Here is a 17056-nt window from a genome sequence, read left to right as displayed (position 1 = left end):
TTATGGGCTTTTGGAACACCTTTAGAACAAATGTGGGGCAGAAATAAATTTTTATTCTTTTACTTTTCAGCCGGATTAGGAGCTGGTGCTATTTACACATTGGTAAATTATTTTCAATTTAATGGTATATATGAAGAATTAATCAAAATTGGAGTTTCAGCTGCTGATATTCAACATTTATTAACTACTGGAAGTTATAATTCTCAAATTTTAGAACAAATTCCAAAAGAAAGTTTAGCTGAATTTTATACAACATATCATGCCTCAGCTATTGGGGCATCTGGTGCCATATACGGAGTATTGGTCGCTTTTGGTTTATCATTTCCAAATTCAAAATTAGCACTGATATTTTTCCCTGTTCCTATTGCTGCAAAATATTTTATACCTGCTATAATTGCCGGAGATTTATTTTTTGGAATGACTAAATATTCGATAGGGAATGTAGCTCACTTTGCACACATTGGTGGTGCGCTTATTGGATTTATAATTGCTTGGTATTGGAAACAAAACCAATTTAAACGCTGGAACTAATTTTGAATATAATAAACGACATAAAATATGCCTTTTCCAAAGCAAACATTGTTGAAAAAATAATTTACATTAATGTATTTTTATTTTTAGTAACAGTTATTCTTACTAAGTTTAGTATTCAATGGTTTGCATTACCCTCTAATTTAGATACTTTTTTATTTAAACCTTGGACACTTATAAGTTATGCATTTATACATCAAAACTTATTTCATGTATTATCAAACTTACTAGTTTTATATTATATTGGAAACTTGTTTTTAGATTTTTATACTAAAAAACAATTTTTGAACTTTTACTTTTTAGGAGCAATTTTTGGTGGAATGATGTTCCTTCTCTACTATTATTTTATTCATAAAACTAATGCTCTTCCATTAGCAGGAGCATCAGCAGCTGTTTCTACTATTTTTATTGCTATGGCAACAAAAACACCAAGATATGCACTTAGATTACGTTTTATTGGAAGTGTTGAGTTGTGGGTGTTGGCTGCCATTTGGGTTGCTTTAAGTATTTTACAACTTGTAAACCCAGATAAAGGTTCTGCAATTGCACATATTAGTGGGGCAGTTTTTGGATTTATATATTCAAAACAATTAGAACAAGGAAATGATATTGGTAAATGGTTTGAAACAATTTTAGATTTTTTTACAAATGCACTGAAGCCTAAAAATAAATCACCTTTTAAAGCTGTTTACAAAACAAAAAAAAGAGCTAATGCTAACGAAGTTTCTAAAACTAAACAACGAAAAATTAATGATATTTTAGATAAAATTGGAAAATCGGGTTACGAAAGTTTAACACAAGAGGAAAAAGATTTTTTATTTAGAGCTGGAAAAAAATAAATGAAAAAGTTATCCCTCATAGATAAATTAATTGCTGCTATTAATTCGTTAATTGCAACCTTTTTACTTGTTTCATTTTTAAGTTATTACATATCACCAAATACACTTCCAATACTTTCGCTAACAAGTTTAACTACACCAATATTAATTATCATAAACCTACTGTTTATAGTATATTGGATTGTTAAATTCAAGAAATCATTTTTAATTTCAACAGTGGTATTACTTGTTGGTTTTCAATATATTACAAAATTTTATTCATTTGAAGAAAAAAAAATATTATTGAATAACGATTTAAAAATAATGAGTTACAATGTTAGAATGTTTAACATTTATAAATCTATTGAAAATGATGATATACCTCAAAATATTTTTAAATTTATAAATATCAAAAATCCTGACATTTTATGTTTACAAGAATTTAGTAAAACTGAAAACTTAGGTTTCAAATACAACTATCATTTTGTAAAAGTGAATACCAAAGAAAATTTTGGGCAAGCAATTTTTTCGAAGTACAAAATCATAAATTCTGGTTCGCTAAATTTCCCAAAGAGTAATAACAATACCATTTTTGCTGATATCATAAAAAATAAAGATACTATTAGAATATATAACGTTCATTTAGAAACTCTTAAAACAAACCCAAAAGCAGAAACTTTTAGTACAGAAAATTCAGAAAAACTAAGAATTAGACTTCAAAACGCTTTCAAAAAACAAAATAATCAAGTTAATTTAATTGTTGAACATCAAGCTCATTTAAAACATAAATCTATTATCTGTGGCGATTTTAATAACACTGCTTTTTCTTGGGCTTACCACCAATTAAAAATAGGTAAAAATGATGCGTTTGAAATTGCTGGAAAAGGTTTTGGAAAAACATACAATTACCCTTTTCCATTTAGAATAGATTTTATTTTAGTTGATAAAAAAATTGAAGTCAATAATTTTAAAACATACAGCGTAGAATATTCAGATCATTTTCCAATCATGGCACGTTTAAATTTTTAGTAACAACTGATAAACATCAGCATTCAACTACTTTAATTAAGTAACTTTGTTACTTATCACTAAAATAACTCTACAAATGAAAAAAATAGTTCTATTTCTATTATTAAGTACCTTTTTTTTAGGTTTTTCACAACAAAAAAAATTAACAATTGATGATGCCGTTTTAGGGTATTACAAAGATTTATATCCAACTTCATTACAAAATTTAAAATGGGTTGACAATTCATCTATTTATGTTTTTCAACAAGAAAATAATTTAGTTTTTACCAATGCTAAAACAAATAGTAAAATTAAAACTATTTCTTTAAATCAACTACAAGCCATATATCCAGCTTTAAAACGTTTCCCCCGTTTACAAGAAATAACATCAGCTAAATTTTCTTTTAGAAATGGTAATTCCATTGAAGTTTTTAACTATGAAATTAACGAAAAAAACATATCAATTAAATTTGATGATGGAGCTCAAAACAATGAATACAATTCAAAAGCTGAAGCGATTGCCTATACTTTAGATAATAATTTATATGTTGCAACAGCTTCAAAACCAAAGATTGCTGTTACTAAAATTAAGGATAAAAACATTGTTTCGGGACAAGCAATTCACAGAAGTGAATTTGGTATTGTAAAAGGAACTTTTTGGAGCCCTAAGGGTAATTTTCTGGCCTTTTATCAGAAAGATGAAAGCAATGTAACTAATTACCCATTAGTTGATATAACTACGTATCCAGCAACATTAAGAAATATTAAATATCCAATGGCAGGACAAGGGAGCGAAATTGCTAAAATTGGTATTTTTAATTTAAAAACTTCAAAAACTAGCTACTTAAACATTGATACTTCCGATGAGCATTATTTAACAAATTTATCTTGGACTCCTGATGAAAAATATGTATTGGTTGCTGAAATAAACAGAGGTCAAAACCATGTATGGTACAATAAATATAATATTGAAACAGGAGAAAAAGTAAACACTTTATTTGAAGAACAAAACCCTAAATGGACTGAACCTGAATTTGATGCAGTTTTTCTACCTAATAGTACTACCAACTTTTTATGGTTTAGTGAACGTGATGGTTTTATGAATTTATACCAATACACAACCGAAGGTAAATTAGTAAAACAATTAACTAAATTTAATTGGGTGATAACTGGAATTTTAGGATTTGACACCAAAGGAAAAAATGTTTTTATTACAGGTACTGGAACTGATGCAAGAGAATCTCATACATTTAAAGTAAATTTAAAATCAGGTAAATACACAAAAATCACGAAGAAAAGCGCTACTCACAGAACACAGTTAAGCACAAATGGTGCATATTTAATTGATAGTTACTCTAGTTTAACAATACCAAGAAATATTGTAATTACTGATACAAAAAAAGGGGAAACAATTGCTATTTTAAAAGCTGAAAATCCTTTAAAAGATTTTAAATTAGGAACTACAGAGTTTCTAACTTTAAAAGGAAATGATGGCACAGATTTGTATGCGAAAATCACAAAACCAGCTGATTTTGATGCTTCAAAAAAATACCCTGTTTTAGTATATGTTTATGGTGGTCCTCATGCACAATTAGTTACCAATTCTTGGCTAGGAGGTTCAAGTTTATGGTTGCCTGCTTTTGCTACTTTAGAAAATTATATTGTTTTTACGTTGGATAACAGAGGTTCTGCAAATAGAGGTTTTACTTTTGAAAGTGTAATTCATAGAAATTTAGGAGATGCGGAAATTGAAGATCAATTAACTGGTATTGAATATTTAAAATCGTTAAATTTTGTTGATAGTAAAAGAATTGCCGTTAACGGCTGGAGTTATGGAGGTTTTATGACTACAAGTTTAATGTTACGAAACCCTGGAGTGTTTACAACTGCTGTTGCTGGTGGTCCTGTAACTGACTGGAAATATTATGAAGTAATGTATGGTGAACGCTATATGGACACTCCACAAGAAAATCCAGAAGGCTACAAAAAAGCAAAAGTTCATAACTACATTAAAAATCTAGAAGGGAAAATGCTTATCATAAACGGAAGTGTAGACCCAACAGTGGTCCCACAACATAGTATGACGCTTTTACTAGAAGCTATAAAACAAAAAGTACAAATTGACTATTTTACGTATCCAATGCACCCTCATAATATTCGTGGAGTTGATAGAGTTCATTTAGTTAAAAAAATGCTTGAATATATTGTAGAAAATAATAAGTAGAGTATATTTTTAATACTAACTGTCATATTGAGCTTGTCGAAATATTTTAATATAAGAAACTTCGACAAGCTCAGTTTGACAAATAACTACTATTACTGAATAGATCTTATAACATCATGCTTGGTAATAATATGAAATTTATCATTTCCTAAATCAACCAATACAGCACTATTTTCTTTATTAATTAATTTTGAAATTTCATCAATAGATGTATCACTTTTTACGATAGGAAAAGAAGTTCCCATAACATCTTTTATTGGCTTATTTGCAATATTCTTATCATCAAAATACAACCTAAATAATTCACTTTCATCAACTGAACCCACAAATCCTTGAACGTCTGTTACAGGTATTTGAGAAATATCATTTGTACGCATTCTCTCAATTGCATGTGAAACTAATTCTTCGGTTTTTACTGTTATTAAAGGTATTTTAATTCTATCTTTAATTAAATCAATGGCATTTACTTTTTCTTCATCTAAAAAACCTCTTTCACGCATCCAATCATCATTAAACATTTTACCAACATATCTACTTCCATGGTCATGAAACATCACAACAACAACATCATCTTTCTTAAAATGTTCTTTTAACTGCAACAATCCTTTTACTGCTGAGCCTGCAGAATTCCCAACAAAAATACCTTCTTCTTTAGCAATTTTACGTGTATAAACGGCGCCATCTTTATCGGTTACTTTGGTAAAACCATCAATAACACTAAAATCAACATTTTTAGGTAATATATCTTCACCAATCCCTTCCGTGATGTATGGATAAATTTCATTTTCATCAAAAATACCAGTTTCATGATATTTTTTAAATACTGAACCATAAGTATCAATTCCCCAAATTTTAATAGTTGGATTTTTTTCTTTTAAATATTTTCCAATACCAGAAATTGTTCCTCCTGTTCCTACTCCTACTACAAAATGAGTTATTTTACCATCGGTTTGCTCCCATATTTCTGGACCAGTACTTTCATAATGTGCCAATAAGTTTGATGGATTATCATATTGATTTACATACCAAGAGTTTGGGGTTTCAGTAGCTAAACGCTTAGAAACTGAATAATATGAACGTGCATCTTCCGGCTCTACATTGGTTGGGCAAACAATAACCTCAGCACCTACTGCTCTTAAAATATCCATTTTTTCCTTAGATTGCTTATCGCTAATAACACAAATTAATTTGTATCCACGTATAATAGCAACCAAAGCCAAACCCATTCCTGTATTTCCTGAAGTTCCTTCAATAATTGTTCCCCCTGGTTTTAATAAACCTTGACTTTCTGCATCATCAATCATTTTAACGGCCATTCTATCTTTAGCTGAATTTCCAGGATTAAATGTTTCAACTTTAGCTAGCACCAAAGCATCAATTTCTTCAACAGTTTTATTTAGTTTTACTAAAGGTGTATTTCCTATAGTTTCTAATATATTTTTAGCGTACTTCATTTTTTTAATTTTGTGGTGCAAATGTACCATATTTTATAAAAAAGATAGATTGTTATTGTTAAAATCTTAGACGAAATAATTCTTGTAAATTACTCAAACTTAATAGATTTTACAGGGCTAATTTTTGTAATGATTAAAGAAGGAATTATTAACATTATTAGGCATAATAATAAGGTGCCAATATTTAACAATAAAATATAACCCGCATCTAAATAAATAGGTACTGTATTTACATAATATGTTTCTGGATTTAAGGATATAATTTTCCCATACTTTTGAATTGCTAAAATAATTAAACCGATTAAATTACCCCAAAATAAGCCTCTTAAAATTAAATAACTGGCATTATATAAAAATACTTTCCGAATACTAACATTGCTACTTCCTAAGGCTTTAAGTATTCCTATCATTTGCGTACGTTCTAAGATAAGTACTAATAAAGCTGTTATCATATTAATTCCTGCAACTAAAACCATAATGACTATAATTAAATAAATATTAGTATCGAATAAACCAATCCATTCAAATATTGCAGGATATTTTTCAATAATACTTTGACTATTTAATGTTGAGGCCGTTTCTTTATAAATTTCATTACTTTTTTCTTGTATATCATCAAAATTATTAAGTATCACTTCAAAGCCACCTACATCATTACCTGACCATTTATTCATTTTTTGAATGTGCCTTATGTCTGCAATTACAAAATTTTTATCAAAATCCTGAAATCCTGAATTATAAATTCCAATAACTTTTACAACTCTTAACCAGGGTGCTTTAGCAGGATCATCTTTTACAAAGAGGATATTAAACTCCTCATTTAAGTTAATATTTAATCTGTTAGAAATTTCACTTGAAATTAACACATCAAAAGATACATTAGTATCATAATTGGGAACAATTCCTTCTACCAAATATTCTTTAAAAAAAGACCAGTCATAATCGTTAGAAACACCTTTAAAAATTATTCCTTCAAAATCGGTTTCAGTTCTAATAATTCCTGGTTTTGTAGCAAAAACTTGTACGTTTTTAATTCCACCTATATTTGTAAACTCAGGATAAAAATTTTGAATTTTAGATATTGGTTCTAACGTAATTTCAGAATTATTATTATCAAAATTAGTAATTTGAATATGACCATTAAAACCAGATAATTTTTCACGTATTTTTTGTTGTAATCCAATACCTGTCCCTATAGCAATCATCATAATAACCATTCCAATAGCAATCGCAATAATTGCAATTTTTATTATAGGTGAAGATATACTACTTTTATACTTTTTAGCAGTAATAATACGCTTAGCAATAAATAACTCGTAATTCAATTTTAACAATGATTTCTTATTCGTTCAAAAATACATATTTCTTATTGGTTTCTTTATTATTTTTTAGTTTGATTTCTTGTGGTCAAGTTTCAACTTCCAAAAAAGATACATTTAAACAAATTGAAACCGGTGCACAACAAACAAAATTATATTTAACATTATTAAGAGAAAAAAATATTGCAATTGTAGCTAATCAAACTTCAATAATCAAAAAAAAAAATGGAAAATTTATACATTTAGTTGATAGCTTAATTAAATTGAAAATAAACATAAAAACTGTTTTCTCTCCTGAGCATGGTTTTAGAGGAAATGCTGATGCTGGAGAAAAAGTAACTAATGGTAAAGATCCAAAAACTGGTCTTCCACTTATTTCACTATATGGTAAAAATAAAAAACCTTCACAAGAACAATTAGGAGGAATTGATATTGTTATTTTTGACATTCAGGATGTTGGCGTACGTTTTTACACTTATATTTCTACACTTCATTATGTGATGGAAGCTTGTGCAGAATTGGGAATACCGCTAATTGTGCTTGATCGACCAAATCCAAATGGACACTATATAGATGGCCCAACGTTAGAAATAGCACATGCAAGTTTTGTTGGAATGCATCCAATACCTGTCGTTTATGGAATGACAATTGGAGAATATGCGCAAATGATTAACGGTCAACAATGGCTAAAAAATAATGTAAAATGTAATTTAACTGTTGTACCATTACAAAATTACAATCATAACAAAAAGTATAACTTACCTATTAAGCCATCACCTAACTTACCAAATAAAAAATCAATAAATTTATATCCTAGTTTATGTTTTTTTGAAGGTACAAATGTTAGTGTTGGGCGAGGTACAGAAAAACAATTTCAAATTTTTGGATCCCCCTTTATGGAAAATAAAAATTTCGATTATTGTTTTACACCTCAACCAAATTTTGGGGCAAAATATCCGAAACATCAAGGTAATAAATGTTGTGGTTTGGATTTAAGTAAAACTGATTATTTATCCAAAATTGATTTATCATATTTAATTAAGGCCTATTCATCAACTCTCGATAAGAGTAATTTTTTTAATAGCTTTTTCACAAAACTTGCAGGTACAAAAAAATTACAAGAACAAATTGAACATCATATTTCAATTGAAGAAATTTACAACTCATGGCAAAAGGGAATTGAAGACTTTAAAAAGGTTAGAAAAACCTATTTGATATATGACTAAAAAGTAATTATATTCATATTTTTTTAATCGAAAAATTCACTTAAATTTTTTCTTTCATTCAACATTTTAACTATTTCAGTTAAGTATTATAATAATAAAAGCGCTTTTATGATGTGTTTTTTACTATTTTTTATGCTCGTTATATATAATAATATACTCGTTTTTACAAATAAATGGTAGAATACATTATTCAAAGTAGTTATTTTAATATATATCAATAGTTGTTATTACTAACAAATGGTATGTTTTTCATAATAAATGGTGTGTTTTTTGATTTTTTATTTGATTTATAACTTTTTATTATTACATTTGATGTGTAATTAAACCTTAATTATGAACCCCAATATTAAAAAACAAATAAATTAACCCTAAAAACAAAACAAAAAATACTTCCCAATTCAGAAAAATAAATCAACCCTAAAAACGAAACCCTTAAACACAAATAAACTTAAAAGTTTAACCCCAATAACCCCTCAAAAATGAAAACTTTATCCCTAAACCTCACAGCTATTTTTCTTTTTAGCTTTCTATTATTTTCTTGTTCACCTGAAGAAGATGGTGTTTATTTTAATAACACAGCTGAAGTTGTAAATACTTCTAATGTCACATATTCAACTATTGAATCTCAAATATTAGATTTAATAAATAATCATAGAAGCAGTATTGGATTAAATACACTTACAAAATTAGATATAATTTCTGGTGTTGCTGATGGACACACAAATTATATGATTGAGAAAGGTGAAGTAAATCATGATAATTTTAGCCAGCGATCTCAAAATTTAATGGATAATGCTGGAGCTAAAAGTGTTGGAGAAAATGTAGCCTATGGCTTTAATTCTGCTGAAGGTGTTGTTTATGGCTGGTTAAACAGTCCAGAACACAAAGCCATTATTGAAAACCCTGAATATACACATTTTGGAATTTCTACCGATGCAAACCAAGAGCATAGAAATTATTTCACTCAAATTTTTATTAAAAAATAAATTAACCCTACACTTATAATTAATTCACCCCCAAAATAATAATTATGAAAGCAAATGCCTTAAATAACGAACCTTATTTAAAATTGATTAAAAACAATCATAAAAGAAAAGTAGCTACTACTAAAATAGAAAGAATATACATTAATACTTTAATGCCAGGATTTAGTTATTTAAATAAAGCGGGGAAAAACATTTTCCCACATAATTGTGCCTTATTATAAAAAAGTATTCTATATACATTGGATATTAATTACATAAAATTGTCCCCACAACTGGTAGTTATAAGTAGATAGAATATAAATATCGTCCCCACAACGGTAGTTATAAGTAGATAGAATCTAACTATCGTCCCCACACGGTAGTTAAAAAAATTAAATTTAGAATTTCATATTAATTTCAAGAAAATATTTTCAATAGGGTAGTTTTACCTAATTACCCTGTCAATATCCAATCTTTTTAGGGAGTATAAGGGAACTATTTAGTATTTGTAAGGGGTTATAAATATTAAATATGAGTTCCCTTAACCGTTTAAAAAATAATCTATTTTTTAAGAATACCGCTCACCACTATCCATCACAAACAAAACACATAATAATATTCAACGCAACAAGTAAATTTAAACTAATAAATAATAAAACTTACAAATACAAACAACTTGGGTAATCAGAGCATTCTAACTAATCTTTTAAAAACTTAAAGTGGCAACTTCTTCTTCAAAGCCTCAACAATGTTATAAGTAGCTGGGCAAATCCCTGTATTTTTCAAGGTTAAATCTGTAATTTGGATAAACTTTCTACGATTAGTATGTGGATATTCACTACACGCTTTTGGACGCACATCATAAATAAAACAGGAATTATCACTCAAATCTAAAAAAGTACAAGGAGCAGTTTTAAGTACATAAAAATCATCTCCATCTCTATCTAAATACTGTGAAATAAAATTCACAACCTTCATTTTTAAATGTTTTGAAATTCGTTGAATATCCTTTTCTGTAAAAATTGGACTTGTAGTTTTACAACAATTACCACAGGTTAAACAATCAGTTTGTTCAAACTCTTTATGGTGTAAATCTTGCATTAATAAATCCAAACGCTTTGGAGTTCGTTTTTTTAATTTAGCAAAATACTTCTTGTTTTCTAGGTATTTTTCTTTTGCTAATTCAGGTAACTCTTTTAAAAACTCTTCCATTCTTATAATTTAACCACAAAAATACAATTAAAAATTTTCAAAATTTATGTATTTTTGCACTTCCAAATAATTGAGTAAAAAAATTATGCAAAACATTTTAGAAATAGCCATAAAAAAAGGTTTTAAAGAAATTTACAATTCAGCTATTGAATCGGTTGAATTTCAAGCTACTAAAAAAGATTTCGAAGGTGATATTACCATTGTTATTTTTGCATTTTTACGTGTTGTAAAAGGAAATCCAGTTGAAATTGGAACTAAAATTGGTGAATATTTAAAAGAAAACGTATCACAAGTTTCTGATTTTAATGTAATAAAAGGTTTTTTAAACTTAGTCATTGATGATTCGTACTTTATTTCAAGTTTTAATAACATTCTTAAAACAGAAAATTTTGGTTTTATAACTCCTAATCTAAATGAGAAGGCAGTTATGGTTGAATATTCCTCTCCAAACACAAATAAGCCACTACATTTAGGACATATTAGAAACAACTTATTAGGCTATTCGGTTGCTGAAATTATAAAGGCTTCAGGGAAAAAAGTATATAAAACCCAAATTATTAACGATCGTGGAATTCATATTTGTAAAAGTATGTTGGCCTGGCAACGTTTTGGAAATGGTGAAACTCCTAAAAGCACTGGCTTAAAAGGCGATAAATTAGTTGGTAATTATTATGTAAAATTCGATCAAGAATATAAAGCAGAAATTGCACAATTAATTGTAGAGGGTAAAACTGAAAAAGAAGCAAAAAGTGAAGCTCCAATCATATTAGATGCACAAAAAATGTTGTTAAAATGGGAAGCAGGTGATGCTGAAGTTGTTGCTCTTTGGAAAAAAATGAATCAATGGGTATATACCGGTTTTGATGAAACCTATAAAGAACTCGGAGTTAATTTCGATAAAAATTATTACGAAAGTAACACCTATTTACTAGGAAAAGATATTGTTGCTGAAGGCCTTAAAAAAGGTATATTTTATAAAAAAGAAGATGGCTCCGTTTGGATTGATTTAACTGAGGAAGGCTTAGATGAAAAAATTGTTTTAAGAGCTGACGGAACTGCTGTTTATATGACGCAAGATATTGGAACTGCTATTGAGCGTTTTAAAGATTTTAACTTAGACGAATTGGTGTACACTGTTGGAAATGAACAAGATTACCATTTTAAAGTATTGTTTCTAATTTTAGATAAATTAGGTTTTGATTGGGCTAAAAATTGTTACCACTTATCTTATGGAATGGTAGATTTACCAAGTGGTAAAATGAAATCGAGAGAGGGAACTGTGGTTGATGCAGATGACTTAATGCTTGAAATGACGAAAACTGCAGGAGATATTTCTCAAGAATTAGGAAAATTAGAAGGCTATTCTGAAGAAGAAAAAGCAACATTGTACAAAATCATTGGTTTAGGTGCTTTAAAATATTACATTTTAAAAGTTGACCCTAAAAAACGAATTTTATTCAACCCTGAAGAATCCGTAGATTTTGCTGGTAATACAGGCCCTTTTATTCAATACACGTATGCAAGAATTCAATCTATTTTAAGAAAAGCTACATTTAATTATAATCAGGAAATTAGTAATCTTAAATTACATAAAAAAGAACGTTCGTTAATTAAACAATTACAACTGTTCCCTGAAACAATTCAGCTAGCAGCAAAAAATCATAGTCCGGCATTAATCGCAAATTACACATACGATTTAGTAAAAGACTACAATTCTTTTTACCAAACTGTACCTATTTTAGGTTGTGAAAACGAACAAGAAAAAATTATCAGAACACAACTTTCAGCTAAAGTTTCAGAAATTATTAAGTCTGCATTTAAATTACTAGGAATTAATGTCCCTGAAAGGATGTAAAATTATCAAAAATTAATTTTCCGAAAACCTTTTAGTCATTTAAAGGTAATTTTAAAATTAAAAAATAATAAATACTTAAATTTGCCACAGAAGTGTAGCTAAACTAACATTTAAACAAAAACACATGAAATACGATATTATAATTATTGGAAGTGGTCCTGGAGGTTACGTAACAGCAATTAGAGCTTCACAACTTGGATTTAAAGTAGCCATTGTTGAGAAAGAAAATTTAGGCGGAATTTGTTTAAACTGGGGATGTATTCCAACAAAAGCCTTACTAAAAAGTGCTCAGGTGTACGATTATTTAAAACATGTTGATCAATATGGTTTAAAAGCTGAAGCTATTGATAAAGATTTTGAGGCTGTTATTAAACGTAGTAGAAATGTTGCTGAAGGAATGAGTAAAGGTGTTCAATTTTTGATGAAAAAAAATAAAATTGATGTTATTGACGGTTTCGGAAAAATTAAAACTGGTAAAAAAGTTGATGTTACTGATGCTGAAGGAAAAGTTACTGAATACAGTGCGAACAATATTATAATTGCAACAGGTGCACGTTCTCGTGAGTTACCAAATTTACCACAAGATGGGAAAAAAGTAATTGGGTATCGTGAAGCTTTAACATTACCAAAGCAACCTAAAAAAATGATTGTTGTTGGTTCTGGTGCTATTGGTGTTGAATTTGCACATTTCTACAATTCAATGGGAACAGAGGTTACTATTGTTGAGTTTTTACCAAATTTAGTTCCAGTAGAAGATATTGATATTTCAAAACAATTTGAACGTTCTTTCAAAAAGTCAAAAATAAAAGTAATGACTAATTCTTCTGTTGAATCTGTAGATATTTCGGGAGCTGGAGTAAAAGCAGTTGTTAAAACTAAAAAAGGAAAAGAAATTTTAGAAGCTGACGTATTACTTTCAGCTGTTGGAATAAAATCTAATATTGAAAACATTGGTTTAGAAGATGTTGGAATTGTTGTAGACAGAGATAAAATATTAGTAGACGATTTTTACCAAACTAACATTCCTGGATATTATGCTATTGGTGATGTTGTTCCTGGTCAAGCATTAGCACACGTTGCTTCGGCAGAAGGAATTACTTGTGTTGAAAAGCTTGCGGGTTTACATACTGAAACTATTGATTATGGGAATGTCCCTGGGTGTACGTATGCAACCCCAGAAATTGCGAGTGTTGGTTTAACTGAAGCTCAAGCAATAGAACAAGGCTACGAATTGAAAGTTGGTAAATTTCCGTTTTCAGCATCAGGAAAAGCAAAAGCAGCTGGAACACCAGATGGTTTTGTAAAAGTGATTTTTGATGCTAAATATGGTGAATGGTTAGGTTGCCATATGATTGGTGCTGGTGTAACGGATATGATTGCTGAAGCCGTTTTAGGAAGAAAATTAGAAACTACCGGTCACGAAGTATTAAAAACAATTCATCCACATCCAACTATGAGTGAAGCAGTTATGGAAGCTGTTGCCGATGCTTATGATGAAGTAATTCACTTATAAAAAGTATATACATTTATTAAAAGTCCTAACAAAATTGTTAGGACTTTTCTATTTTTAAATAAGTTATAAAGAAAGTGATTTTAAATAATTACACATCAAAAATAACTTACCAAAACTTATAATTTTATGTTATATTTGAAAAATTAACAACCTGTTTTTGTATGAAAGCATTAAAAGTATTATTCATTTCCATTTTTGCAATTGTAATTTCTTGTAAAGAAAAGAAACCTGAAAATAAACAAGTAAAAAAGAAAATTACGGTTACAGTTAAGCATTATATTTGCGTTAATAAATGTGAAAATAGTGGGAGTAATATTGCAAGTAATTGTCCTACGTGTAATACTCCTTACATACATAATGCTGCATTTCATAATGATGAGTTTTTAAAAAATGGCCCATTAAATGTGCCTAAATCAAATTTAGGCACTCCAACAAATGCATCTATATCACCAACACAAAATGCATTAGGTGTTTATCATTATACGTGTCCTAATGGTTGTAATGGAGGTTCAGGAACTGCTGCAAAGTGTAAATCATGCGGAACAGATTTAGCTCATAATCAAGTATATCATAATTAAAATAAGTTAGCATGGCTTTTTCATTTTCAAACCTATTAAAATCAAAAAAACAAGAAACTCCTTCCGAAATAGTATTTCCTAAAATAGAATTTAACGGAGGCACTAAATATGCAGAAGATTTAACTAACAATGTATATTTAGATTTTGAAGAGTTAGGTGGATTCCCATTTATTAAAACTATTATTATTGGAGATTTTTCTACAAAAATTAAAAGAGTTGGCTCTACGCTTACTTTTGTTTTTAAAAAGGATAGACTAACATTAAATTCTGATAATACGGATATTGAATCTAATAAGATAAAAAATACTGCATCATCCTATACAGAAATTGATTTTGAATTAAATGAAGGTGAAATGGAAAAAATTAAAAATGAGACTGTAAAAGAAATCCAATACACTTTTAAAGGTAAAGTTTATAGTTTTAAAACCGTTTAGTTAAGAAAACTGTTTAAAACTCATAAAAAAAGACATTATTCTGAACTTGCTTCAGAATGACATTTTACGGTTTTTTTTAACTTTATAAGAAACTGAAACTATACTTCGATAAGCTCAGTATGACACATCTTCATACTAATTTTATAAAAATTTAAACAAAAAAGGAATTGCTTAAGCAATTCCTTTTTTGTTATTCTTAAATCTACAATTGCAAATCTAACTAATTTCCTTTTTTATAATCAGCTAAAAACTGCGCTAAACCAATATCAGTTAAAGGATGTTTTAACAATCCTTTAATTGCACTTAAAGGCCCCGTCATAACATCTGCACCAATTTTTGCACAATCCATAATATGCATAGTATGACGCACAGAAGCAGCTAATATTTGAGTTTCGAAACCATAGTTATCATAAATATGTCTAATTTCAGTAATCAATCCTAATCCATCAGTTGAAATATCATCTAAACGACCAATAAAAGGTGACATATAAGTTGCTCCTGCTTTTGCTGCTAACAACGCTTGCCCAGCTGAAAATACTAACGTTACATTGGTTTTAATTCCTTTGTCCGAAAAATATTTACACGCTTTTATTCCATCAGCAATCATTGGTAATTTTACAACAATTTGAGAATGCAACGCTGCCAATTCTTCTCCTTCTTTTACCATTCCTTCAAAATCTGTTGCAATTACTTCTGCACTAACATCTCCATCTACAAGCTCACAAATAGCTTTATAATGATTAATAATATTAGCTGCACCAGTAATTCCTTCTTTAGCCATTAATGATGGGTTTGTTGTTACGCCATCTAAGATTCCTAAAGCTTGTGCTTCTTTAATTTGATCTAGGTTTGCAGTGTCAATAAAAAATTTCATTCTTTAAATATTGTTTAGTTTATATTGAATTATTTATTCCTGGCAAAAGTACTTAAATGATTATAATTTATAATGATTCATTAATAACTTTTCATAAATAACATCTGGTAGTATTTTTTTTAATACAATTGAAAATTTTTGCATAAAATCGCCTACTTTATAATGTACTTTTGGTTTTTTAGTATTGATAATCTTATAAATAGCTTCAGCCATTTCAATGGGATCACTTCCACTTTCAACGTGTGCATCCATTAAATCTAAATTACTTTGATAGTTTTCTTTGTATGGCGAGTTTTCAAAAACAGGTGTGTGGTATCTTCCAGAAGCTATATTCGTAGCAAAATCTCCAGGAGCTACATTTGTAACTTCAATTCCAAAGTTTTTAACTTCCATACGAATAGCTTCAGTTACAATTTCTAAAGCACCTTTTGTTGCCGAATAAATTCCTCTAAACGGTAAACCCATATAACCCGCAATAGACGTCACGTTAATTATCAATCCACTTTTTTGTTTACGCATTTGTGGTAAAACAGCTTTCATAACATCAATTGCACCAAAAAAATTAGTACTAAAAACGTTTCTCATTTCATCAGTTGGAGTTTCTTCAATTGGCCCCGTAATTCCCATACCTGCATTATTAATTAAAATATCTAATCGTCCTTCATTTGAAATTACTTCATTTACTGCCTCAGCAATTGTTTCTATATTATTTACATCTAAAGAAACTAATTTAAAAGGATGATTTATAATTTTGGCGGAATTTCTGCTAGTTCCGTAAACAATAAATCCTTTTTGAGTTAAAAATTGACCAACTGATTTCCCAATTCCTGATGAACCTCCTGTAATTAAAACAACTTTAGACATAAAATAGCGATAAGATTTAAAAAATGTAAAGTTAAAAAGTTAAAGTTAAGAGAAGAAAAAAAACTTAACAAAAGCGCATAAAAAAAGGCAAGCTACCTACATCACACCGCTACAACCTAATACCTTTGCTGCGTTCCCGCCCTGGAGGATTCAAAGGGAGCTGGTTGTGTAGGACTTGCCC

Annotated in this window: 16 protein-coding genes and 1 other RNA gene; 11 read left to right on the top strand and 6 right to left on the bottom strand. The window is 28.9% G+C overall.

The genetic code is table 11. From position 1 onward, the window contains the following. From QM495_RS12345 to QM495_RS12330, 4 genes are all read left to right on the top strand, one after another. A partial coding sequence (locus tag QM495_RS12345; protein WP_408672419.1) for a rhomboid family intramembrane serine protease occupies positions 1–531 on the top strand: 531 nt, incomplete at its 5' end. A gap of 2 nt (positions 532–533) precedes the next feature. Next, complete coding sequence (locus QM495_RS12340; protein WP_408672418.1) at positions 534–1370, top strand: rhomboid family intramembrane serine protease; 837 nt, start codon at positions 534–536, stop codon at positions 1368–1370. Further along, complete coding sequence (locus QM495_RS12335; RefSeq protein ID WP_408672417.1) at positions 1371–2378, top strand: endonuclease/exonuclease/phosphatase family protein; 1008 nt, start codon at positions 1371–1373, stop codon at positions 2376–2378. Positions 2379–2454: 76 nt separating this feature from the next. Next, complete coding sequence (locus tag QM495_RS12330; protein ID WP_408672416.1) at positions 2455–4581, top strand: DPP IV N-terminal domain-containing protein; 2127 nt, start codon at positions 2455–2457, stop codon at positions 4579–4581. Positions 4582–4673: 92 nt separating this feature from the next. Here QM495_RS12330 and QM495_RS12325 read toward each other — a convergent pair whose 3' ends face one another. Both QM495_RS12325 and QM495_RS12320 read right to left on the bottom strand, forming a co-directional pair. Continuing rightward, positions 4674–6035: a pyridoxal-phosphate dependent enzyme gene (locus tag QM495_RS12325; protein WP_408672415.1), complete on the bottom strand. Its 1362-nt coding sequence runs from the start codon at positions 6033–6035 to the stop codon at positions 4674–4676. Between the two features lie 89 nt (positions 6036–6124). Then, positions 6125–7360 (bottom strand): ABC transporter permease, encoded by a 1236-nt coding sequence (locus QM495_RS12320; RefSeq protein WP_408672414.1) that lies wholly within the window; start codon positions 7358–7360, stop codon positions 6125–6127. Between the two features lie 8 nt (positions 7361–7368). On the opposite strand from QM495_RS12320, the gene QM495_RS12315 reads away from it, so the two are divergent. The 3 genes from QM495_RS12315 to QM495_RS12305 all read left to right on the top strand — a co-directional run bounded on the left by QM495_RS12315 (position 7369) and on the right by QM495_RS12305 (position 9787). Further along, positions 7369–8580: an exo-beta-N-acetylmuramidase NamZ domain-containing protein gene (locus QM495_RS12315; protein WP_408672413.1), complete on the top strand. Its 1212-nt coding sequence runs from the start codon at positions 7369–7371 to the stop codon at positions 8578–8580. 479 nt (positions 8581–9059) lie between these two features. Beyond that, positions 9060–9566: a CAP domain-containing protein gene (locus QM495_RS12310; protein WP_408672412.1), complete on the top strand. Its 507-nt coding sequence runs from the start codon at positions 9060–9062 to the stop codon at positions 9564–9566. 44 nt (positions 9567–9610) lie between these two features. Further along, a complete protein-coding gene (locus QM495_RS12305; protein ID WP_408672411.1) occupies positions 9611–9787 on the top strand; it encodes a hypothetical protein in 177 nt (58 codons plus the stop codon). A 472-nt stretch (positions 9788–10259) separates the two neighbouring features. Here the strand turns inward: QM495_RS12305 and QM495_RS12300 are convergent, their stop codons facing one another. Continuing rightward, positions 10260–10757, bottom strand: coding sequence for a YkgJ family cysteine cluster protein (locus QM495_RS12300; protein WP_408672410.1), 498 nt, complete (start codon positions 10755–10757; stop codon positions 10260–10262). 85 nt (positions 10758–10842) lie between these two features. Between QM495_RS12300 and argS the strand changes: the two genes are divergently transcribed. From argS to QM495_RS12280, 4 genes are all read left to right on the top strand, one after another. Further along, complete coding sequence (gene argS / locus QM495_RS12295) at positions 10843–12612, top strand: arginine--tRNA ligase (RefSeq protein ID WP_408672409.1); 1770 nt, start codon at positions 10843–10845, stop codon at positions 12610–12612. A gap of 124 nt (positions 12613–12736) precedes the next feature. After that, a complete protein-coding gene (gene lpdA, locus QM495_RS12290) occupies positions 12737–14125 on the top strand; it encodes a dihydrolipoyl dehydrogenase (RefSeq protein ID WP_408672408.1) in 1389 nt (462 codons plus the stop codon). Positions 14126–14286: 161 nt separating this feature from the next. Next, positions 14287–14703 (top strand): hypothetical protein, encoded by a 417-nt coding sequence (locus tag QM495_RS12285; protein WP_408672407.1) that lies wholly within the window; start codon positions 14287–14289, stop codon positions 14701–14703. Positions 14704–14714: 11 nt separating this feature from the next. Further along, entirely contained in the window at positions 14715–15137 is a 423-nt protein-coding gene (locus QM495_RS12280) for a hypothetical protein (protein WP_408672406.1), read from the top strand. Positions 15138–15357: 220 nt separating this feature from the next. Here the strand turns inward: QM495_RS12280 and fsa are convergent, their stop codons facing one another. From fsa to ffs, 3 genes are all read right to left on the bottom strand, one after another. After that, positions 15358–16011 (bottom strand): fructose-6-phosphate aldolase, encoded by a 654-nt coding sequence (gene fsa / locus QM495_RS12275; RefSeq protein ID WP_408672405.1) that lies wholly within the window; start codon positions 16009–16011, stop codon positions 15358–15360. A 60-nt stretch (positions 16012–16071) separates the two neighbouring features. After that, positions 16072–16875, bottom strand: coding sequence for an SDR family oxidoreductase (locus QM495_RS12270; RefSeq protein ID WP_408672404.1), 804 nt, complete (start codon positions 16873–16875; stop codon positions 16072–16074). Between the two features lie 82 nt (positions 16876–16957). Further along, positions 16958–17056, bottom strand: an RNA gene (gene ffs, locus QM495_RS12265) — signal recognition particle sRNA small type.

It is taken from the genome of Lutibacter sp. (genome assembly GCF_046055765.1).
Lineage (GTDB): Bacteria > Bacteroidota > Bacteroidia > Flavobacteriales > Flavobacteriaceae > Lutibacter.
Note: the sequence above shows the minus strand (reverse complement) of the source record. Positions and strands in the feature narration are given on the sequence as shown.